This is a genomic window from Blattabacterium cuenoti, from assembly GCF_014252435.1.
Taxonomy (GTDB): Bacteria; Bacteroidota; Bacteroidia; order Flavobacteriales; family Blattabacteriaceae; genus Blattabacterium; species Blattabacterium cuenoti_X.
In genome coordinates, this window is sequence record NZ_CP059220.1 from 538,969 (window position 1) to 561,402 (window position 22,434).

At 23.9% G+C, this 22,434-nt stretch carries 17 protein-coding genes and 1 tRNA gene; 12 read left to right on the plus strand and 6 right to left on the minus strand.

Annotated elements, in window-relative coordinates:
* Positions 1-2: 2 nt before the first annotated feature.
* Entirely contained in the window at positions 3-1,208 is a 1,206-nt protein-coding gene (locus H0H35_RS02595; RefSeq protein ID WP_185882896.1) for a 2-isopropylmalate synthase, read from the minus strand.
* 161 nt (positions 1,209-1,369) lie between these two features.
* On the opposite strand from H0H35_RS02595, the gene H0H35_RS02600 reads away from it, so the two are divergent.
* Both H0H35_RS02600 and tyrS read left to right on the plus strand, forming a co-directional pair.
* Positions 1,370-2,923: a hypothetical protein gene (locus H0H35_RS02600; protein ID WP_185882897.1), complete on the plus strand. Its 1,554-nt coding sequence runs from the start codon at positions 1,370-1,372 to the stop codon at positions 2,921-2,923.
* A 405-nt stretch (positions 2,924-3,328) separates the two neighbouring features.
* Positions 3,329-4,591, plus strand: coding sequence for a tyrosine--tRNA ligase (tyrS, locus tag H0H35_RS02605; protein WP_238892320.1), 1,263 nt, complete (start codon positions 3,329-3,331; stop codon positions 4,589-4,591).
* A gap of 48 nt (positions 4,592-4,639) precedes the next feature.
* On the opposite strand, the gene H0H35_RS02610 is transcribed toward tyrS, so the two are convergent.
* Positions 4,640-7,255: an ATP-dependent Clp protease ATP-binding subunit gene (locus H0H35_RS02610; RefSeq protein WP_185882899.1), complete on the minus strand. Its 2,616-nt coding sequence runs from the start codon at positions 7,253-7,255 to the stop codon at positions 4,640-4,642.
* Between the two features lie 95 nt (positions 7,256-7,350).
* Here H0H35_RS02610 and prfB point away from each other — a divergent pair, with 95 nt between their 5' ends.
* From prfB to menD, 6 genes are read left to right on the plus strand one after another with little or no spacing between them, the layout of a single operon-like run.
* On the plus strand, positions 7,351-8,454 hold the full coding sequence (gene prfB, locus H0H35_RS02615) for a peptide chain release factor 2 (protein WP_185882900.1): 1,104 nt from the start codon (positions 7,351-7,353) through the stop codon (positions 8,452-8,454).
* Positions 8,455-8,499: 45 nt separating this feature from the next.
* Positions 8,500-9,891: a type III PLP-dependent enzyme domain-containing protein gene (locus tag H0H35_RS02620; protein WP_185882901.1), complete on the plus strand. Its 1,392-nt coding sequence runs from the start codon at positions 8,500-8,502 to the stop codon at positions 9,889-9,891.
* 7 nt (positions 9,892-9,898) lie between these two features.
* Positions 9,899-10,741, plus strand: coding sequence for an agmatinase (gene speB, locus H0H35_RS02625; RefSeq protein WP_185882902.1), 843 nt, complete (start codon positions 9,899-9,901; stop codon positions 10,739-10,741).
* A complete protein-coding gene (cmk, locus tag H0H35_RS02630) occupies positions 10,731-11,438 on the plus strand; it encodes a (d)CMP kinase (protein ID WP_185882903.1) in 708 nt (235 codons plus the stop codon). Before speB ends, cmk begins: the two co-directional genes overlap by 11 nt.
* A complete protein-coding gene (fabG, locus tag H0H35_RS02635) occupies positions 11,438-12,175 on the plus strand; it encodes a 3-oxoacyl-ACP reductase FabG (RefSeq protein WP_185882904.1) in 738 nt (245 codons plus the stop codon). The genes cmk and fabG overlap by 1 nt, the downstream gene beginning before the upstream one ends.
* 9 nt (positions 12,176-12,184) lie before the next feature.
* On the plus strand, positions 12,185-13,894 hold the full coding sequence (gene menD, locus H0H35_RS02640; RefSeq protein WP_185882905.1) for a 2-succinyl-5-enolpyruvyl-6-hydroxy-3-cyclohexene-1-carboxylic-acid synthase: 1,710 nt from the start codon (positions 12,185-12,187) through the stop codon (positions 13,892-13,894).
* Here the strand turns inward: menD and H0H35_RS02645 are convergent.
* The 3 genes from H0H35_RS02645 to H0H35_RS02655 all read right to left on the minus strand — a co-directional run bounded on the left by H0H35_RS02645 (position 13,830) and on the right by H0H35_RS02655 (position 18,025).
* On the minus strand, positions 13,830-14,390 hold the full coding sequence (locus H0H35_RS02645) for a SanA/YdcF family protein (protein WP_238892321.1): 561 nt from the start codon (positions 14,388-14,390) through the stop codon (positions 13,830-13,832). The genes menD and H0H35_RS02645 overlap by 65 nt on opposite strands.
* A gap of 78 nt (positions 14,391-14,468) precedes the next feature.
* The gene (locus H0H35_RS02650) at positions 14,469-17,759 is read right to left on the minus strand and encodes a preprotein translocase subunit SecA (protein ID WP_185882906.1); all 3,291 of its coding nucleotides are present in this window, start codon (positions 17,757-17,759) and stop codon (positions 14,469-14,471) included.
* Positions 17,760-17,791: 32 nt separating this feature from the next.
* The gene (locus tag H0H35_RS02655) at positions 17,792-18,025 is read right to left on the minus strand and encodes a DUF2795 domain-containing protein (RefSeq protein WP_185882907.1); all 234 of its coding nucleotides are present in this window, start codon (positions 18,023-18,025) and stop codon (positions 17,792-17,794) included.
* Between the two features lie 44 nt (positions 18,026-18,069).
* On the opposite strand from H0H35_RS02655, the gene fmt reads away from it, so the two are divergent.
* Both fmt and H0H35_RS02665 read left to right on the plus strand, forming a co-directional pair.
* Positions 18,070-19,095 (plus strand): methionyl-tRNA formyltransferase, encoded by a 1,026-nt coding sequence (gene fmt, locus H0H35_RS02660; protein ID WP_238892322.1) that lies wholly within the window; start codon positions 18,070-18,072, stop codon positions 19,093-19,095.
* Positions 19,096-19,189: 94 nt separating this feature from the next.
* Positions 19,190-19,456, plus strand: coding sequence for an HU family DNA-binding protein (locus H0H35_RS02665; protein ID WP_185882908.1), 267 nt, complete (start codon positions 19,190-19,192; stop codon positions 19,454-19,456).
* Positions 19,457-19,541: 85 nt separating this feature from the next.
* Here H0H35_RS02665 and pdxH read toward each other — a convergent pair whose 3' ends face one another.
* Positions 19,542-20,192 carry a pyridoxamine 5'-phosphate oxidase gene (pdxH, locus tag H0H35_RS02670; RefSeq protein WP_185882909.1) on the minus strand — a complete coding sequence of 217 codons (651 nt, stop codon included), beginning with the start codon at positions 20,190-20,192 and terminating at the stop codon, positions 19,542-19,544.
* Between the two features lie 86 nt (positions 20,193-20,278).
* Between pdxH and H0H35_RS02675 the strand changes: the two genes are divergently transcribed.
* Positions 20,279-20,352 (plus strand) — tRNA-Met (locus H0H35_RS02675).
* A gap of 42 nt (positions 20,353-20,394) precedes the next feature.
* On the plus strand, positions 20,395-22,434 hold the full coding sequence (locus H0H35_RS02680) for a phenylalanine--tRNA ligase subunit beta (protein ID WP_185882910.1): 2,040 nt from the start codon (positions 20,395-20,397) through the stop codon (positions 22,432-22,434).

Below are 22,434 nucleotides of genomic sequence, written 5' to 3' on the forward strand. Positions count from 1 at the left end.
ATTTAACATTTTATTTCAATTGAATTTCTATATCTTTTTTGATCATTATCATTGTTGATATTCGAATTCTTCAAAATGATTTTTAATTCTTCATCCGTTATTTCTTTTTTTTTGTCTGCATATTCTAAAAAAATCGGATAAATTCTATCTATAGAATTTCGATTTAAAAAAAAACCTAATTTTTCATAACGATAATTTAATGCGGCTCTTCCACTCCGAGCTGTAAGAATAATGGAAGATTGATGAACTCCTACATCTTTTGGATTAATACTCTCATATGTTTCTTTTCTCTTAATTATACCATCTTGGTGTATTCCTGATGAATGAGAAAAAGCATTAAATCCAACTATAGCTTTATTTGCAGGAACTGTTATTTCTGTAAGTTTAGAAATAAAATTGCTGATAAATGTAATTTTTTTTGTATTTATATTAGTAAATAAATTCAAATGTTTATTTTGTTTGATAATCATAACAATTTCTTCTAAAGAAGTATTTCCAGCTCTTTCTCCAATACCGTTTACTGTACATTCAACTTGCCTTGCTCCATTTATTATTCCATATAATGAATTAGCAGTGGCTAATCCTAAATCATTATGACAATGAGTTGATAATATTACTTTATGAATACCTTGAACATTTTCTTTTAAGAAACGAATTTTTTTTCCATATTCTTCTGGTAAACAAAATCCTGTCGTATCCGGTATATTGATTACTGTTGCTCCATATTGTATAACTTTTTCACAAATTTTTAATAAAAAATTATTTTCTGTTCGTCCAGCATCTTCTGCATAAAATTCCACGTCTTCTACATACTTTTTGGCTAATTTTACTGCATTAATTGCTCTTTCCAAAATTTTATCTGGGGTACTATTAAACTTATATTTAATATGCCAATTAGATGTTCCAATTCCTGTATGAATTCTTGGTAGTTTCGCTTTTTTTAACGATTCTCCTGCTATTTCTATATCTGTTTTTACAGCTCTAGATAACGCACATACTATTGTATTGTTAATAGATTCAGATATTTTTTCAACAGATTTGTAATCACCTGGACTTGATACAGGAAAACCTGCTTCAATGACATCGACTCCTAAGTATTCTAATTCTTTTGCTATTTCTACTTTTTTATTAGTATTTAAACTACATCCTGGAGATTGTTCACCGTCCCGTAATGATGTATCAAAAATTTGAATTTTTTCTTTTTTCATACTACATTAATATTTATGCTATCAAATTTCAAAACTATTTTTTCCAAAAAGAAAAGAGAAATATATAGTTATAATATTTACAATTGTCAATGCCAAGTATTATTTTTGATTAAGTTCATTATCAACATATAGTATAAAAATAAACTACAATATATAAATACATGAAAAATCAATCAGATTATTTATTTCTATTAATTCAAACTATGTCTAAATCTGAGAAAAGAAATTTCAAGCTTTATGCAAATAGTATTAAAAAACATAAAAATGTAAAATTTTTAGAATTATTCGAAATCATGATGAAAATAAACTTTTATGATGAAAAAAAAATATTAAAAAACACAACAATTACTAAAATACAATTATCTAATATTAAAAAATATTTATATCACAAAATTTTGAAAAGTCTGAAAATACAACATATTCAAAAAAATTATGATCTTCAAATACATGAATATTTAGATTTTTCTAAAATATTATATAACAAAGGTTTATATATTCATAGCTTAAAACTAATTAAAAAAGCAAAAAATATTGCTAAAAATTATGAATGCAACTCTATTCTATTCGAACTTTTAGAATTTGAAAAAATGATTGAATCTCAACATATAACTAGAAGTTTATGTACAAAATCATCGGAATTATCGGTAGAATCCAAAGAATTACTAGAAATAATAAAATATAATAATGCTTTATCCAATTTATCATTAGAATTATATGGACTATATTTAAAAGTAGGATATGTAAGAAATGAAAAAGATCGAATATTTATAGAAACATATTTTCGTACAAATTTCCCGAAATTTAATTTTAATAAACTTCGTTTTTATGAAAAATTATTCTTATATCAATCTCAAGTTTGGTATCATTATATACGACAAGATTTTATCATGTGTTATCGATATTCTTACAAATGGATCTGTTTATTCCAAGATTATTCCAACGCAAAAAAAATAGCTCCTGTAAGCTATTTAAAAGGGTTTCATCATTTATTAGATTCTTTATTTTACCTGAATTATTACTCAAAATTTTCTTATGTATTAGAAAAATTTGAAAAAGAAATCACAAATGGAGAAATAACGATCAATGAAAACACAAAAGTACTCATATTTATTTATACATATACTAATCGCATTAATAAACATTATATGAATGGAACTTTTTGTGATGGAGTAAAAAAAATCATTCCATCATTAATAGTGAATTTAAAAAAAATGTCAAAATATATGGATACTCATTATATAATGATTTTATATTATAAAATGGCTTGTTTGTATTTTGGAAGTGGAAATTACCCCAAAACTATTCAATATCTATCAAATATTATAGAAAATAAAAAAATACACATACAAAAAGATTTACAATGTTTTGCTAGACTTTTACATTTAATTGCTTCTTATGAAAGTGGTATGGATGAAAATATGGATCAAAAAATTCGATCTACATATAAATTTTTTATTAAAGTAGATGATTTATACATGGTTCAAAAAGAAATGATTAACTTTTTTAAAAATCTAGGAAAAGTATATCCACATCAAACAAAAATTCAATTTAAAAAGTTGAAAGAAAAATTAGTAAAATACTACAACCATCCTTATGAAAAAAGGACTTTTTTATATTTAGATATAATATCTTGGTTATCATCAAAAATAGAAAATAAATCGGTAGAATCAGTTATAAGAGAGAAATTTATAAAAAAAAATAAGAATCTACAATAGATTCATCAAAATTTATTGTTCCTATAAAAAGGAAGAAAAATAAATAAAGTAATAAAATATAACAACATAAAATGAATACAAAATGAAAGTAAATGATGATAAATAGAAATTGTATAATAATATATATAAATTCCAAATATTAATCTTAATGAACTACATATTATATAAATGATTATAGATAATTTATATAAATTTTTTAAAAAAAAATGAATGAATAAGACAATACTATTGAAAAAAAATAAAAAAATATATGTTTTACATACTATAAACACCATATTTTGATTGAATAAATAACACAAAAACATATGAATCAAAATCAAAAAACATGAATAAAAAGTCTGTAAAATTTTACTTTTGATCATTATTAATATAATTTCTTTTATATTGAAAAATATGGAAAATTTGATGGAAGAACTATTATGGAGAGGATTGATCCAAAATCAAGTTCCTGGATTAAAAAATAAATTAAACCAATCGACTACAATATATAGCGGATTGGATCCAACTTCGGATTCACTTCATTTAGGAAACTTACTTCCTATTATTGTATTAATTCATTTGCAAAAAAAAGGACATAAGTCCATAATATTAATTGGAGGAGCTACAGGTTATATAGGAGATCCATCTGGAAAAAAGAATAAAAGAATCCTATTAGATAAGGAAGTTTTAAACAAAAATGCAATATCTATAGAAAAACAAATACACCATCTTTTAAATTTTTTTTCTGAAAAAATAGAAATAGTAAATAATAAAAATTGGATGAAAAATACCAATTTTGTTGAATTTATTCATTACGTAGGAATACATTTTTCTATAAATTATATGTTATCCAAAGAATCTGTGAAAAATAGAATTGAAAATAAAAAAAATGGAATTTCATTTATGGAATTTTCATATTCTCTGATACAAGGATTCGACTTCTTTTATTTAAATAAAACAAGAAAATGTGAAATCCAAATTGGAGGTTCTGATCAATGGGGTAATATTATTACTGGTATAGATCTTATCAAAAAAAAAACAGGAAAAAAAACATATGGCTTTACATTTCCTTTAATTACAAAATCTAATGGGATCAAATTTGGTAAGAGTGAAAAAGGAGAAAATATATGGATAAACAGTAACAAAACATCGCCATATAAATTTTACCAATTTTGGATTAATATATCTGACAATGAAATTGAAAAATATATAAAAATATACTCTTTTTTAAATCCAAAAACAATAGAAAATCTCATTCAAAACCATAGAAAAGAACCTAGTAAAAGAATATTACAAAAAAACTTAGCATATGAAATGACTCGATGGATTCACGGGGAAACAAAATCAAAAAAAATAATAGAAATCACATCTATTTTATTTGAAAAAAATCATCGTATTATTCATATTTTAAATGAAAAGATTTTTGATACTATATATGAAAATATACCACATGCATGTTTATCCAAAAAAGAATTTAATAAAGGTTATTTTTTAACAGATTTTTTGAAAAAAATCGGCTTTTTTTCATCCAAAAAAAAAGCCGATTTTGCTATAAAAAATCAATCTATATCCATAAATAAAAAAAATGTAAAAAAAAATTTTTTAATAAAAAAAGAAAATATCATAGGAAATAAATATATTTTATTTCAATTTGGGAAAAAAAATTTTTTTATTGTAAAAATTTTTTAGATCAATATTAAAACTTTTGATGTTTTTCCCAAATATTTTAATTCAAATTCACTCATTTTTATCAATTGAAATTTGTCTAAATATAATTCCTTGTTCTTTAAAGAAATCTATTAAAATTTTATATTTTTTTTGTATATTTTCTTTCAGAATTTCTTTAGATAAACTATTTAAAATATCACTTTGAATGACTCTTTTTAATGGTCTTGCACCAAAATGATGGTCATATCCTTTTTCTGATAAATAGTCAATAACTTCATAAGTAAAATCAATACGGATATTTTTTTTGAATAAAATATTTTTTAATTTTTCCATTTGTATTTTTACAATACTTTTAATTTCTTTTCTAGAAAGAGGGTTAAATAATATGATTTCATCAATACGATTGATAAATTCAGGTTTCACTATATTTTTTAATAAATCTATTAAAGCTTTTTTAGTCGTTTCAATTCTATTATATGATATATCCTGATATAAATTATCCTGTATTACATCAGATCCTATATTAGAAGTCATAATAATAATAGTATTTGTAAAATTGACGGTTCTTCCTTTATTATCAGTTAATCTTCCATCATCTAAAACTTGCAATAGTATGTTAAATATATCTGGATGAGCTTTTTCAATCTCATCTAATAAAATAACACTATAAGGCCTTCTCCTGATGGATTCGGTTAGTTGCCCACTTTCTTCATATCCTACATATCCTGGAGGTGCTCCTATTAATCGACTGATTGAATGACGTTCTTGATATTCACTCATATCAATACGAATCATATTATTTTCATCATCAAATAAATATTCTGCTAAAGTTTTAGCCAATTCTGTTTTTCCTACGCCTGTACTTCCCATAAAAAGAAAAGATCCTATAGGTTTTTTTTCATCTTGTAATCCAGCTCTAGAACGTCTTATTGCATTTGATATAGATGCTATAGCATCATCTTGTCCTATAACTCTTTTATGTAATTCTTTTTCCAAGAATAATAATTTATTTTTTTCACTTTGTAACATTTTAGTAATTGGAATACCAGTCCATTTGGACACTATTTGAGCTATATCTTCTCTAGATACTTCTTCCTGAATCATTTTTTTTCCTTCAAATTCTTTTTTTTTTAATTCTGTTTCAAATAGCTTAATTTTATTTTCTTCTTCTTTAATTTTTCCATATCTCAATTCAGCTACTTTTCCATAATCACCAATTCTTTCTGCTTGTTCTGATTCAAATTTAAAGTTCTCTATCTTATCTTTTGATTTTTGTATTCCCTCTACTAAATCTTTTTCATTTTGCCATTGATATTCTAACTGTATTTTTTCCTCATTTAATTTGTATAATTCATTTTTAAGAGGTTCTAATTGTTTTTCATCATTCTCTCTTTTTAAAGCTTCTATTTGAATTTCCATATGCATGATTTTTCTTTGCAAAACATCTAAACTTTCTGGTTTAGAATTAATTTCCATTCTCAATTTGGAAGCAGCTTCGTCTATAAGATCAATAGCTTTATCTGGTAGATATCGTTCATGAATATATCTTTTTGATAATTCCACTGCAGCAATAATGGATTCATCTTTAATCATCACTTTATGATGACTTTCATATTTATCTTTAATCCCTCGTAATATAGATATTGCATTGGTGATATTGGGTTCATCAACATATACTTGTTGAAATCTTCTTTCTAAAGCTTTATCTATTTTAAAATATTTTTGATATTCATTTAATGTAGTAGCTCCTATAGCTCTCAACTCTCCTCTAGCTAAAGCGGGCTTTAAAATATTTGCAGCATCCATAGATCCTTCTCCTCCTCCTACTCCAACTAAAGTATGAATTTCATCAATAAATAATATAACTTCTCCATTTGATAATGAAACTTCTTTTACAACCGATTTCAAACGTTCTTCAAATTCTCCTTTATATTTAGCTCCTGCAATCAAAGAAGACATATCTAAAGAAAATACTTTCTTTTTTTTTAAATTATCTGGAATATCTCCACTAATAATACGATGAGCTAATCCTTCTGCTATAGCTGTTTTACCAACTCCTGGTTCTCCAATCAAAATTGGATTATTTTTTGTCCTTCTTGATAAAATTTGTAATACTCTGCGTATTTCATCGTCTCTTCCAATAACAGGATCTAATTTTCCTTTATACGCCCATTCATTTAGATTTTTTGCATATTTTTTTAAAGAATTATAGGTATTATCCATGGTAGAGGATAGGACCTTTCCATTTTTTTTTCTTATGTTTTCAATAATATCTTTTATTTTATTTTCCGTAATTCCTTCATTTTGTAAAAGTGTGGAAGTTTCATCTAAAGTCATGAAAATTCCATAGAAAATATGTTCTACGGATATAAACTCATCTTTTAATAAATGAGCATAATTTTCTGCTATATTTAACATTTTTGTAAAATTCTTTCCAAAATGTTGATGAAATAAACCACTTGTTATTTTTGGATAAGCATATATAATTCGATCTAATCCGATTATTATGGATTGGTGATTTACTTGCAATCTTCTTAAAATAAAAGGAATGATATTCTTATCGTTATCTAATATAGATTTTAATATATGTGCATTTTCAATGGATTGTTGATTTTTACTTAATGCAATATTTTGTGCATTTTGTATGACTTCTTGAGATTTTATAGTTAACTTATTGGAATTCATATAAAACTTTAATTCTATCAAATAGGTCTAATTTAAAAAAAATTATAAATATAATTCCCTAAAATTAATTATCTTAAAATACTTATTTTCGTGATATGAAAATAAATATAGAGGAAATTCAAGCTCTTTCAAAAAGAGTACATACAATTTATAATGATTGTAATATCAATGAAATACATACATATATTCGTGAAGAACAAGAAAAAACGTTCGATCCCAATTTCTGGAATGATCATAATGTTTTAAAAAGTTGGTCTCAAAATATGCATAAATTACAATCATCTATCAATGAATTTAAAAAATTAAAAGAAGAATTAGAAGAATTGAAAATAATATATTCTCTTTCTAAAAAAGAAAACTTAGAAAAAGAATTAAATGATCAATACTGGAAAACAAAAAAACTTGTTTCGAATATTGAATTTAAAAAATTATTCCTTGAAAAAGAAGATTCTTTTAATGCAGTACTTCAAATATCTGCTGGAGCAGGAGGTACAGAAAGTTGTGATTGGACTTCTATGTTAATGAGAATGTATTTGATGTGGGCTGAAAAAAAAAAATATTTAGTAAAACAAATTCATCTTATTTGTGGAGAAATTGCTGGAATTAAATCAGTCACAATAGAAATAATTGGATATTATGCTTTTGGATATTTAAAAGGCGAAAATGGCATACACCGATTAGTAAGAATTTCTCCTTTTGATAGCAATTCAAAACGTCATACATCTTTTTCTTCTGTATACGTCTATCCTATGATAGACAATGACATTAATGTCAACATTCACAATTCAGATATTCAATGGGAAACTTTTCGTTCAAGTGGTGCAGGTGGACAAAATGTAAATAAAGTAGAAACAGGAGTGAGATTAAAACATAAACCAACAGGTATTGTTATAGAAAATACTGAAACTCGTTCTCAAGTACAAAATAGACAAAAAACCTTACAACTTTTAAAATCTAGACTATATAACCTAGAATTAATTAAAAAAAATGAACAAAAAGAAAAAATACAGTCAACAAAAAAAAAAATAGAATGGGGTAATCAAATACGAAACTATATTATGCATCCTTATAAATTAATAAAAGATTTAAGAACAAATTATGAAACATCTAATATTCAATATATTATGAATGGAAATGTAGATGTATTTCTAAAAAAGTATTTAATATTTCAAAATTTTCATCAAAATACATTGAAATAAATACTATTTATTTTTTTTATAAAACATTTTCTATATTTCATTTCAATGAAAATACGTTATTCTGATTTTATCGATCAAACTTTTGATTTTCCTACTGAAGAATTTTCAATAAAAAATAATTTTTTAGAATTTCACGGGATTTCATTAATAAATCTTATAAAAAATTATGGAACTCCATTAAAGTTTACATATTTACCTAAAATATCAGAAAATATAAAAAAAGCTAAAAAATGGTTTAGAAGAGCTATAACTGTCAATCAATATAATAATAAATACACTTACTGTTATTGTACAAAAAGTTCTCATTTCTCTTTTATTTTAGAAGAAGCATTAAAAAATGATATTAGTATTGAAACTTCTTATGCATATGATATAGAAATTATTAAAAATCTTTATAAAAAAGGAAAAATTGATCAAAATATTGAAATTATATGCAATGGTTTTAAAACTAAAAAGTATATTCAAAATATATCAGAACTAATCAATAATGGATTTTTCAATACAATTCCTATTTTAGATAACTCTGATGAATTAGAACAATTGAACTCTTCTATTCATTCTCCATTTAAATTAGGGATTCGTATTGCTTCTGAAGAAGAACCAAAATTTGAATTTTATACATCTAGATTAGGAATAGGATATAAAGACATTATTATTTTTTATATGAATAAAATAAAAAATAATCCTAAATTAAAATTAAAAATGCTTCATTTTTTTATTAATACTGGTATAAAAGATACTGCTTATTATTGGAATGAACTTTTTAAATGTCTTCATGTTTATGCTAAATTAAAAAAAATAGAACCAAAATTGGATATTTTAAACATAGGAGGAGGTTTTCCTATAAAAACATCACTTACTTTTCAATATAATTATGAATACATTACTAATGAAATCATTTATCAAATAAAAAAATTTTGTAAAGAAGAAAATATATCAGAACCACATATATACACCGAATTTGGATCATTTACTGTAGGAGAAAGTAGTGGAATTTTATATCGAATACTTAGTCAAAAACGTCAAAACGATCGAGAAAAATGGAATATGATAGATAGTTCATTTATGACTACACTACCTGATACTTGGGCAATTAGACATAGATTTATTATGATGGCGATAAATCGTTGGGACGATTTTTACGAAAGAGTTTTTTTAGGGGGATTAACATGTGATAGTGATGATTATTACAATTCTGAACAACATATGAACGCCATTTATTTACCTTGTTTTCGTAAAGAAAAACCACTTTACATCGGATTTTTTAATACTGGAGCATATCAAGATACAATTAGTGGATACGGAGGTGTTCATCACTGTCTAATTCCTCAACCTATTCATGTTTTAATAAATCAAGATCCAAAAAATAATTTAATTCACCGAGTGTTTAGAAAATCACAAAATCCTCATGAAATATTGAAAATATTAGGATATTAATTGTTTTATGAAATGTACTCAATTTAAAACATCAAAAATAATACTGATTCCTGTCCCATATGACCAAAATCAGACATGGAAAACAGGAGCAAAAAAAGGTCCTCAAGCTTTTTTATCTGCGGCTAATTACATAGAATTATATGATATTGAAACAAATTCGGAGGTATATAAAAGAGGAATATTTATCTCTCCTTTTATCAAAATTAAATCCAAATCTTCCAAAAAAATGGTCAAAACAATATATGATATTACAAAAAAATATATTTCAAAAAAAAAGTTTATCACCTTTGTAGGAGGAGACCATTCTATCTCTATAGGAAGTATAAGAGCTTTTGGAGAACAATATTCTGACTTAAGTATCCTTCATATGGATGCTCATGCAGATTTACGTCCTACATATAAAGGAAGTCGATATAATCATGCATGTTCAATGTATGAAGCATCTAAAAAACATCCTATTGTTCAAGTAGGAATTCGAAGTATGGATATATCAGAAAAAAAAAATATACAAAAAAATCACGTATTCTATATGCACGATATAAATTCAAATGATTTTTGGATGAAAAAAGCTATTCAAAAATTATCAAATAATGTATTTTTAAGTATAGATATCGATGTTTTTGATCCAAGTATAGCTCCATCTACAGGTACACCAGAACCAGGGGGATTAAGTTGGTATACTAGTTTAAAATTTTTTAAAAAAGTTTTTCAACAAAGAAATATAATAGGATTTGATATAGTGGAATTATTACCCAATACAAAAAATGTTACGACAGACTTTTTAGCTGTAAAACTTTTTTATAAGTTATTATCATATAAATATGAATTATGTTCTTGTTATGAATCATAAAAAAATGATTATTGCTATAGATGGCTATTCTTCATCTGGAAAAAGTTTATTATCACAAGATATTTCTAATCTATTAGAATACAAATATATAGATACTGGATCGATGTATCGAATTATAACTTTATTAGCTATTCGAAAAAATTTTGTTCCAGAAAATAATTGGAATATGACAAATTTTATTTCATTTTTGAAAACAATCAATTGGACATTTCAATGTAAAAAAAAATCAACCAAAATAACTATTCTTATTAATGGAAAAAATGAAGAATCTAAACTTCGATCAAGTAAGATAACCAAACAAGTACATTTTTTTGCAAAAATACCTGAAATACGCAATATATTAACAGAAAATATAAAAAAAAACGTAGGAAATAAAAAAGGATTTGTAATTAATGGAAGAGATATAGGAAATCATGTATATCCACAATCAGATTTAAAATTTTTTATTAAAGGATCTTTGAAAGTTCGTGTTTATAGAAGATACAAGTCTATTCTTATCAAAGGAAAAAACGTTTCTTATGAAAAAATAAAAAAAAGTATCATCATCAGAGATGATACAGATACTTATCGTCAAACTTCTCCATTAAAAAAATCAGCAGATCATATTGAAATAGATAATACATTTTTAAATAGAAAAGAACAACTTGAATTAGTTATGAAATTGATAAATCAAAAAATCATCAAAAAATTATATTAATGAAATTATTAGATAATAAAATATCTATAGTTACTGGTGGATCTGGAGATATTGGAAAATCAATAGTGGAAACGTTTGTTAAACATGGATCTTATGTAATTTTCACATTTTTTTCGTCAAAAAAAAAGGCTAAAGTATTAGAATATAACTTGAAACATCATGCGGAATCTTATAATATTGATTTATCAAAAAATGAAACATCATCAAAACAATTAGTTGAGTATGTTATTCATAAATATGGAAAACTTGATATTTTAGTAAATAATGCTGGTACGACAAAAGATAATTATTTAATCAAAATATCCGAAAAAGATTGGGATTATATAATGAAAATAAATCTTTATTCTATTTTTCACTTAACTAAATATGCTATTTATCCAATGATAAAACAAAAAAAAGGATCTATCATCAATATGAGTTCTATTGTTGGATTAATAGGAAATATTGGTCAATCTCATTATGCGGCATCTAAAGCTGGCATCATTGGATTCACAAAATCAATAGCTAAAGAATTTGGAACAAGAAATATTCGTTGTAATACTATAGCTCCTGGATATATTTCTACAAATATGAGCTTACATCTTAAAAAAAAAATTCAAGAAAATTGGATAAATAAAATTCCATTAAAAAGAGCTGGATCTCCTCAAGATATAGCTAATTGTGCACTATTTTTAGCTTCTGATTTATCAGATTATATTACAGGATCAACATTAAATGTAAATGGAGGAATAATTTAAAATTAATTTATGTATTCGACAAAAAAAGTAGTACAAAGTTTAGGAGAAATATTAAAAAAAAAATCTATATTTCATATAATTATATCTCCAGGATCAAGAAATGCACCAATTATTATACATTTTACGGAAGAAAAAGATTTCACGATTTATAGTATTGTAGATGAACGTTGTGCAGCTTTTTTTGCTTTAGGTATTGCCCAGCAAATTACCAAACCAGTTGTCGTAAACTGTACATCTGGATCTGCTGTTGTAAATTATTATCCCGCTATAACTGAAGCTTTTTATCAAAGAATTCCTTTAATTATACTTACTGCGGATAGACCTAAAGAAATCATTGATATTTTTGATGGACAATCCATTTATCAAAAAAATATATTCCAAAAACATGTAATATCATCTGTACAATTAACGGAAGATGAATCGAATCAAGGATTGTGGTATAATGAAAAATTAATGAATGAATCCATAAATGAGTGTATAATCCATAATAAACCTATACATATCAATATTCCTTTTTCAGAACCACTTTATGAAACTACAAATGATATACAGGTTAAACCAAAAATTATAAAGGTTATATCAGTAAAAAGTCATATTGAAAAAAATAATTCTTATAAAAAAGAAAAATATTTATGGAAAAACAATGAAAAGAAAATGATCCTATTAGGATTAAATTATCCAAATTCTGTTATCAAAAATCAATTACAAAAATTAAATTTAGATCCTTCCGTTGTTATTACTTCAGAAATATCATCATGTGATCATCTATTTTTTAATATAGATTATGTACTTATTGGTCAAACGAATAAAGAATGGAATATTCATTTAAAACCTCATATTTTAATAACTATTGGTACAAATATTATTTCTAAAAAAATAAAATATTTGATTCGAAAATATCCACCGATACATCACTGGCATGTTGGAGAACATTATAGTAAATATCCCGATACTTATTATCAATTAAGTACTTATTGGCCTATAGATCCTAATGCATTTTTGGATATATTTTGTAATATAAATACAAATTATTTACATTCAAATTATAAAAAAATATGGAATCAATTACAAAATATAAATACAAAAAAACAAGTAAAATTTTTCAAAAAAAAATATATATTTTCAGATCTAAAAGCACTTTTTTTAATTTTTTCTAAAATTCCTAATCATTCTATATTACAATTAGGAAATAGTATGATCATTAGATATTATCAATTTTTAAACAAAAAAAACGATTCTATAAAAACATATTGCAATCGGGGAACATCAGGTATAGATGGATGTATTTCTACAGCAATAGGAGCTTCCTTAGTAAGGAAAAATATTGTAACATTGATTATTGGTGATATTAGTTTTTTTTATGATAGTAATGCTTTATGGAATAATTATACTCCAACAAATTTTCGTATTATACTCATGAATAATGGAGGAGGAGATATTTTTAAATTCATTACAGAAAAAAAATTTTCTCAAAAAACAACAGATTGTTTTCAAACAAAACATTTTTTCACAGCAAAAAAAATATGTGAAATGTATAAATGGAAATATAAAATGATATCTAATCAAAATAGATTGAATGAAGTTTTAAATAATTTTTGGAATGAATCGAGTTATCCATCTTTACTAGAAATTAATACAAAAAATTATAACAATATCAGTATTTTAAAAAAATACATTTCTTATTTATCTTTAAGGAAAAAAGATCCCAAAATACCTTAATCCTTGAACAAATTTCTCTTATTTGAATTTTACTATCAAAAGATGGACTTTTTGCATTAAATCCTACGATATTTAATCCTAAACAATTTCCAATAAAAATTGCTCGTTCATTATGAAATTTTTGGGATACAACTGTAAATTTTGTTTGATGAAAAATAGTGTAAACTCTTAAAATAGAATATATAGTACTAATTCCATTCAAGTCTTCACATATCAAATGTGAAGCAATTCCTCTTTTGATTAATTCATTTTTCATCATTTTTGGTTCATTATAACTTTTTTCTCTATTATCTCCACTTACAATAATGTATTGTATCTTTTTTTTTTGAAAAAGAAAACATATAGCATCAATCCTATTTGTAAAATAGGCATTTAAACCTCCTCCATGTAAATATTTTGATGTTCCTAATACAACACCAAATGTATTATGTGGTACATCTTTTACGTGTTCATAGTTTTGATGAATAGAACAAAAACTTATGCTTATATAACACAAAAAAACAAAAAAAAATATAAAAAATATTGTACGTTTTATCTTTTATGAATCATAATTTTATTCCAAATCGGAAATTAATTATTCTACGATAATCCAGTTCCCCTTTTTCAAAAAATATTCCAATTGTTTAAAGTGAACATTTTTAATTTCTCCTGTTACTAAATGACGAATATTCATTCGATTATATTTACCTAGTTTTTTTTTTTCATAAATACTTTTTTTTATAGGAAAATCCATTATATTATTGATATCACTTTTTCCAATAAAAACAATATTTTTATTTATTAATATAGATTTCATCAAAAAAGAAACAATATTTTTGTTGATATCATAAATTCTATCTTGAAATAGATTAAAAGCATTTTGTTTATAAACTATGAGAGGATCTTTTTGTTCAAAAACTGCATTTTGAACTGAAAATCGTAACCAATCCATATCTCGAAGATGTTCTTTCCACTTTTCGTCCATAAAACATAATGTAGTTTTTTTTTCAAATGTTGAAAATAGAGATTTTCCTTTTGATTGATGAAAATCAGACATATTTAACGTCGAAATTATATTTTTATGTCCATTTGTAAATATTACTTGAATTTGATAATTATCAATATTATAATTGTTAACAAAATGAGAAGGAATCATAGGAACAATTTCTTTTTTCAAAAATTTTTGTTTTCTTTTTTCATAATCATCCATGATTATTTCATGAAGTTTATGGATAGAAATGTCCTTTTTATAAGAAAAAAAATTTTTTTTTGAAAATGGATATTGAACCCCAAAAATTTGATCAAATTTACATTTCAAATTTGAATGATGATTTATAGATTTGCTATGCATAATAATATCTAATAAAAAATAAATCATATTAGATATATCTATATTTAAATCATCTCCACATAATGCATTTTTACGTTTTTTATAAATAAATTCTCTTTGTTTATTAATTACATCATCATAATCTAATAAACGTTTTCGTATACTAAAATTATTTTCCTCTATTTTTTTTTGCGCTTTTTCAATGGATTTTGTTAATAAAGAATGTTGTATAATATCACCTTCTTTATGTCCAAGTCTATCCATTATTTTAAAAATTCGTTCGGAATCAATAAACAATCGAATTAAATTATCTTCTAATGAAACATAAAATTGACTACTTCCTGGATCTCCTTGACGACCAGATCTTCCTCTTAGCTGATTATCCACTCTTCTAGAATCATGTCTTTCTGTACCTAAAACATATAATCCTCCATTGATCACTACATCTTTTGATAATTTAATATCCGTACCTCTTCCTGCCATATTTGTAGCTATTGTTACAGTACTAGGTAACCCAGCTTTTGCTATAATTTCAGCTTCTTTATCATGTAATTTTGCATTTAAAACATTATGTGGAATCTTTTTAAATTTTAGAGTTCTACTTAAAAATTCAGAAACTTCAATTGATGTAGTTCCAACAAGAACTGGTCTTTTTTCATACACAGATAAATGAATAATTTTATTTATGATCGCATTATATTTTTCTCTTTTTGTTTTAAAAACAAGATCTTGCAAATCAATTCTTTTTGCATATTTATGACTCGGTATTACTACTACATCAAGTTTATATATATGCCAAAATTCTCCTGATTCAGTTTCAGCTGTACCAGTCATTCCACTTATTTTTTTATACATTCTGAAATAATTTTGAAGAGTAATAGTAGCAAAAGTTTGACTTGAAGATTCTATTTTTACATTTTCTTTAGCTTCTATAGCCTGATGTAATCCATCAGAATAACGTCTTCCTTCCATTATACGACCAGTTTGTTCATCCACAATCTTGATTTTATTATTTATATTAACATAATCAACATCTCTTTCAAAGAGAGTATAAGCTTTTAATAATTGATTAATGACATGTATCCTTTTTGATTGAATAGAAAAATTATTCAATAATCGTTCTTTTTCTTTAATTTTTTTTTCCTTTGAAAAATGTTTTTTTTCTAAATTGGATAATTCGAAATTAACATCAGGAAGTAAAAAAAAACTTTTGTCTTTTATATTCTTCGATAAAAAATCGATACCTTTATCTGTTAATTCTACTGTATTGTTTTTTTCATCAATAACAAAATATAGGTCTTTATCCACCTTATACATTTCTCTTCCATAATCTTGGATATATAATATTTCCGTTTTTTGTAATATTATACGTATATTTTTTTCACTTAAAAATTTAATTAAAGATTTTTTTTTAGGTAAACCTCTATACGCTTGAAAAAGTTTAAATCCACCTATTTGAGTTTTTCCATTTTTTATTAAATATTTAGATTTGTTTAAAGAATTGTTTACTACTTGATTTTGCTTTTCTACCAATACTTTCACTTGTTTTTTAAATAGTTCAAATTCTTTTCTATTATCTTTTACAGGATCAACAGATCCGGATATGACTAAAGGAGTTCTCGCTTCATCTATTAATACAGAATCTATTTCATCTATAATAGCATAATTTAAATTTCTTTGAACTAATTCTTCTTGAGTACGAGCCATATTATCACGTAAATAATCAAATCCAAATTCATTATTCGTTCCATAGGTAATATCCGCTTGATATGCTTTTTTCCTATTTTCTATATCAACAGAGGAATAATTATCGATACAATCGACTGTTAGTTGATGAAATTCTATTAAGGGAGCCATCCATCCAGTATCTCTTCTAGATAAATAATTATTGACTGTTACAATATGAACTCCTTTTCCAGATAAAGCATTTAAATAAGCTGATAAAGTAGCTACAAATGTTTTTCCTTCACCCGTGGCCATTTCCGCTATTTTACCTTGATGTAAAACTATTCCTCCCATCAGTTGAACATCATAATGAACCATATTCCATATAATAGGTTTTCCATAAGCATTCCATTTGTTATTCCATACAGCATATTCCCCATTTAATATTACATAAGATTTTTTTTTTGCCAATTTTTTATCAAAAACAGTAGATTTTACTACAAGTTTTTTTTTAAATTTAAAACGTTTAGCTGTTTCTTTAATAATGGAAAAAGCTTCAGGTAAAAGTTTTATTAATAATTTTTGTTCTGTTTGGTAAGAAATTTTTCGAATTTTTTCTATATTTGAATATAATTCTTCTAAATACTTAATAGAAGAAATATTATTTCGTATATCTTTTAATATTCTATCTTCTTCGTCTGAAAATTTCTTTAATGATTTTTGAATGATATGTTTTAAATATGTAGTTTTATTTCTTAATTCATCATCAGACAAAATAGATATATTTTGTTCTTTCCTTTTAATTTTTTCTAAAAAAAAATGGATTTCTTTTAGGTCTTTTTGATTTTTATTTAATAAAAATTTATTTAATATTTTTCTAATAAAATTCATTAATATTATTATGTTATCATACAAATAATTTGTTAAAGTTCATATTCATCTCTATTCCAATAAAAATCTTCATCATCACGTGGATAATCCGCCCATATATCTTCTATAGATTCAAAAACATCTCCTTCACTATTTTCTAATTGCTGTAAATTTTCAACAACTTCTAAAGGAGCTCCAGTCCGAATAGCAAAATCGATCAATTCTTCTTTTGTTGCAGGCCAAGGTGCATCTTCTAAATGAGAAGCTAATTCTAAAGTCCAATACATATTATTACAGATATTTTTATTATATATTTGATTTTCAAAAATCAATGAACCTTTTCACAAAATTACAAAATAAAATTAGTGAATTTAAATTGCAAATAAATTACATGAAAAAGTTTCCAAGAATTGTTTTTATAGGATCAAATAACTTTTCTCTTTTTTCATTAAAAAAATTACATAATAAATATAATATTATAGGTATTATTACTATACCGGATAATTATTTTTTCAAAGGAGAAAATGCATTTTCTCCTTTGAAAAAATATGCGATAAATTATCATATTCCTTTTATGCAACCTAAAAATTTATTAGATTTTTATTTTTTAAAAAATCTAAAAAGATGGAACGCAGATATTCAAGTAGTGGTATCTTTTCGAATACTACCTCAATCAGTATGGAATTTACCTAAATTTGGTACTATAAATTTTCATGCATCTCTTCTTCCTCAATATAAAGGTCCTGCTCCTATTCATTGGGCTATTATTAATGGAGAAAAAAAAACTGGAGCTACAATTTTTTTTATAGAAAAAAAAATTGATTCCGGAAAAATTATTTTACAAAAAGAAGTTACTATAGAAAAAGAAGAAACGGCAGGAGACTTAGAACAAAAAATAGGAAAAATTAGTGGACCTATGTTAATAACATCTATAGAAAAAATTATCACAAAAAATATAACAAAATTGCATCCAATCCAATCTAATAAAAATATAACGTTCAAGTATGCTCCAAAAATATTTTCTCAAGATTGTAGAATACAATGGGAACAAGGTTCTATTACATCTATATGTAATAAAATAAGAGGATTAAGTCCTTATCCCACTGCATGGACTTTATTATGTCTTAATAACACAAAATATTATAGATTTAAGATTTTTTTAGCAAAAAAAATTCAAAAAAAACATAATTTATCAATAGGTATCATCTTATTTTCACGTGATAATATGATGATTAGTGTTAAAAATGGATTTATTTCTGTTATCATAGGTCAAATAGAAGGTAGAAAAAAAATGAATGTTAAAAATTTAATTAACGGAATAAATATCAATGCAAGAAAAAATTCTTTTGTTGAATAAAAAAATATGACATTTATTGATCCTTTATATATATTTGCTATCGTTAATTATAGTATTTTTTGATAATTAATTAAAATTAATAAAATTAAATTTCATGAATAAAACAGAATTGGTAAATACAATAGCTGAAAAAACTGGGATCACAAAAATCATAACAAAAAATATTACAGATGCATTTATAAAAACGGTAATTGAATCACTAAAACAAGGAGAAAAAGTAACTCTTGTTGGATTTGGAACTTTTTCTGTCGTAGAAAGAAATCCTAGAAATGGAGTGAATCCTAGAACAGGAGAAAAAATCTATATTCCAGGAAAAAAAGTGGCTAAGTTTAAAATAAGTGCAGAACTTTCCAATTTATAAGAATATAATTTGAATAAGGGGATTTGATATCATACCCCTTATTTTTATATAAAAATATATTTTTTCCATAAAACGATATTTTTTTTTATGGAGATAGCCTTTTTATTATCCATTTTTCTTCTAAAAAATATACAATTCTATCATGAAGTCTATATGGTTGTCCTTGCCAAAATTCAATTTGATATGGTTTCACAATATAACCTCCCCAATAAAATGGTCTTTCTATCATTTTTTTATTTTTTTTGAAAAAAAAAGACCATTTATTATATTGTTTTAATAAATATTCTCTTGATGAAATAATTGTGCTCTGTAAAGAAGCCCAACATCCTATTTGATTTTCTTTAGGTCTTTTATAAAAATATTTATCTGATTTTTCTTTATGAATTTTACGGGCTAATCCTTTAACAAGAACTTGTCTTTCTGTATTCTTCCAATAGAATAAAAGAAAAACTTTTGGAAATAAATAAATGGATCGTCCTTTAGAACTAAAATAATTTGTATAAAAAATAAATCCATTATCAGAATATTCTTTTAAAAGAACAATTCGACCTTCTGGTCCACCATCTTTCCCTACAGTAGAAATTGACATTACGTTGATTTCTTCATCTTTTCCACAAAGATTTTTTTCTAGTTGAAACCAATGATGAAATAATTTCATAGGATTTTTAGGAATTTTGTTTTCTAACAAACAATTATTAGAATAATTTTTTCTATAATGACTTAAATCGATACACATATTACGGTTAAAAAAAAATTGTAAAAATATATTAAATTTGAAGTAAAAATATCGATAAAAAACTTGAAAAAAATAATACAAAAAAAGGCGTGATAGCTTAGTTGGTTAGAGCATTGGATTCATAACTCAAAGGTCGGGGGTTCAAATCCCCCTCACGCTATTATAATAGGTTATACAATTATTAGTTATTTATAAAGAAAAAATGAATTTTTCATTTAATTGGATTAAAAAATATATATTTTTTGATATCGATGTAAAAAAAGTATCCGAATACCTAATTGATATAGGAATTATGGTAAAACAGATAAAAAAAAAATATTTATTTGGGATTGAAGATTTTATTATGGACATAGAAATTCCACCGAATCGTTCCGATTTAGTTTCTTATCATGGAATTGCTCGAGAATTATATACCATATTAAAATTCCATAATTATCAAACTCATTTATTAAAAATTGAAATAGATAAGGATTTAACTTCTAAAAAGAAAAATATTCAATTTATTTTGAATAAAAATTTGAATTGTATTAGATTTTCTGGATTTTCAATATTTAAAATGAAATTAACTCCTTCTCCAAATTGGTTGATATATCGATTAAATTCTATAGGAATAAAAACTGTAAATAATATAATAGACATTATCCGTTTTATAATGTATGAATTAGGTATTATCATCCATATTTTTGATTTAGATCAAATTGAAGGAAAAAGGATTTTTATAAAGAATTACGATAAATTCTTCATTTATTCTTCGAATAAAAATATGATAAAAGAAATACAACCGTTATCAATAGCAGGTATTATTAATAATATGAAAGAATATCATAAAAATTTTTTTTTGGGAAATATATATATGCATTCTTTTTTCTTTCGTTCTTTATATAAAAAATATCATTTAAAAAAAGAATATTATTCTTTTTTTAACAAAGAAATGGATCCTAATTCATCTCTATTCTCTTTGAGAAGAATATCTTTTCTTATCAAAAAGATTGTAGAAAAAAAGACAAATAATATAATTATTTCAAATATAATAGATATATATCCTAATAATATTGAACCATTCAAAATAAAAATTTTTTATAAAAGAATTGTAAGTATCATTGGTAAAAAAATATCTAAACATAAAATTCGAAAAATTCTTATTTTATTAAATATTTCTATTTATGAAGAACATACTCATTATTTTGTAGTGATTATTCCTTCCTATAGAACAGATATAAAAAGAGAAATAGATTTAATAGAAGAAATATTGAGAATTTATGGGATTAATAAAATTGAATCAAAAAATGAAAAACAGATCAATATCCCTTCTAACATATTTTATAAAAAAGAAAATAATATTCAAAAAAAAATAATCGAACAATTAATTTATTCTGGATTCCAAGAAATTATTTCATATTCTATGAGAATTCATGATATTAATACATTATTATTAAATTCTTTTTTCAAAAGAAAAGTAATAAGGATCCTCAATCCTATTAGTAGTAATTATCATGTTCTACGTACTAGTTTAGTATTTGGAATGATAGATTGTATATCATATAATTATAATCATAATCATTTCAATACCAATTTGATCAATACTATAAAAATATTTGAAATAGGAAAAATATATTATAAAATAAATAATCGGTTGTTGGAACCGACTTATTTAGGTCTATCTATTTACCAAAAAAAAATTAAATCTATAAAAGATACTTTTTTTTATTTAAAAGGAATTATTGAAAAAATTTTTCAAAAAAATGGAATTATTGATTATACACAACAATGTAATCAACATCCATTCTTAGAAAATAGTGTTTCTTTATTATATAAAAAACAACATTTATCTACTATAGGAAAAGTTATAGATAGTTTAACTAAAAAAAAACATATTTTTTATGCAGAAATTAATTGGGATTATCTAATATCTATTATTAAAAAAAATAAACAAATAACCTATATTCCAATATCTAAATATCCTGCTTCAAGAAGAGATTTATCGATTTTAATCGATAAATCTATTTTATTTGAATATTTAAATCAATCGATGAAAAAATATCAGAATTCTATTATTAAAAAAATTCATATATATGATTTTTATGATCAAGGATATTTTTGTAATTCAAAAAAGTCTTACACCATTAGTTTCTTATTTGAAAGTACAAAAAAAACTCTCACATCTCAAATAATAAATGATACAATGAAAAAAATAGAACTATTCTTAAAAAGAAAATTTAAGGCTGAAATAAGAGGTCAATAA

Bases quoted from the DNA above. Each gene is read 5' to 3' on its own strand.
- H0H35_RS02595 (WP_185882896.1), bottom strand. From the start codon at position 1,208: ATGAAAAAAGAAAAAATTCAAATTTTTGATACATCATTACGGGACGGT.
- H0H35_RS02600 (WP_185882897.1), top strand. From the start codon at position 1,370: ATGAAAAATCAATCAGATTATTTATTTCTATTAATTCAAACTATGTCT.
- tyrS (WP_238892320.1), top strand. From the start codon at position 3,329: ATGGAAGAACTATTATGGAGAGGATTGATCCAAAATCAAGTTCCTGGA.
- H0H35_RS02610 (WP_185882899.1), bottom strand. From the start codon at position 7,255: ATGAATTCCAATAAGTTAACTATAAAATCTCAAGAAGTCATACAAAAT.
- prfB (WP_185882900.1), top strand. From the start codon at position 7,351: ATGAAAATAAATATAGAGGAAATTCAAGCTCTTTCAAAAAGAGTACAT.
- H0H35_RS02620 (WP_185882901.1), top strand. From the start codon at position 8,500: ATGAAAATACGTTATTCTGATTTTATCGATCAAACTTTTGATTTTCCT.
- speB (WP_185882902.1), top strand. From the start codon at position 9,899: ATGAAATGTACTCAATTTAAAACATCAAAAATAATACTGATTCCTGTC.
- cmk (WP_185882903.1), top strand. From the start codon at position 10,731: ATGAATCATAAAAAAATGATTATTGCTATAGATGGCTATTCTTCATCT.
- fabG (WP_185882904.1), top strand. From the start codon at position 11,438: ATGAAATTATTAGATAATAAAATATCTATAGTTACTGGTGGATCTGGA.
- menD (WP_185882905.1), top strand. From the start codon at position 12,185: ATGTATTCGACAAAAAAAGTAGTACAAAGTTTAGGAGAAATATTAAAA.
- H0H35_RS02650 (WP_185882906.1), bottom strand. From the start codon at position 17,759: ATGAATTTTATTAGAAAAATATTAAATAAATTTTTATTAAATAAAAAT.
- H0H35_RS02655 (WP_185882907.1), bottom strand. From the start codon at position 18,025: ATGTATTGGACTTTAGAATTAGCTTCTCATTTAGAAGATGCACCTTGG.
- fmt (WP_238892322.1), top strand. From the start codon at position 18,070: ATGAACCTTTTCACAAAATTACAAAATAAAATTAGTGAATTTAAATTG.
- H0H35_RS02665 (WP_185882908.1), top strand. From the start codon at position 19,190: ATGAATAAAACAGAATTGGTAAATACAATAGCTGAAAAAACTGGGATC.
- pdxH (WP_185882909.1), bottom strand. From the start codon at position 20,192: ATGTGTATCGATTTAAGTCATTATAGAAAAAATTATTCTAATAATTGT.
- H0H35_RS02680 (WP_185882910.1), top strand. From the start codon at position 20,395: ATGAATTTTTCATTTAATTGGATTAAAAAATATATATTTTTTGATATC.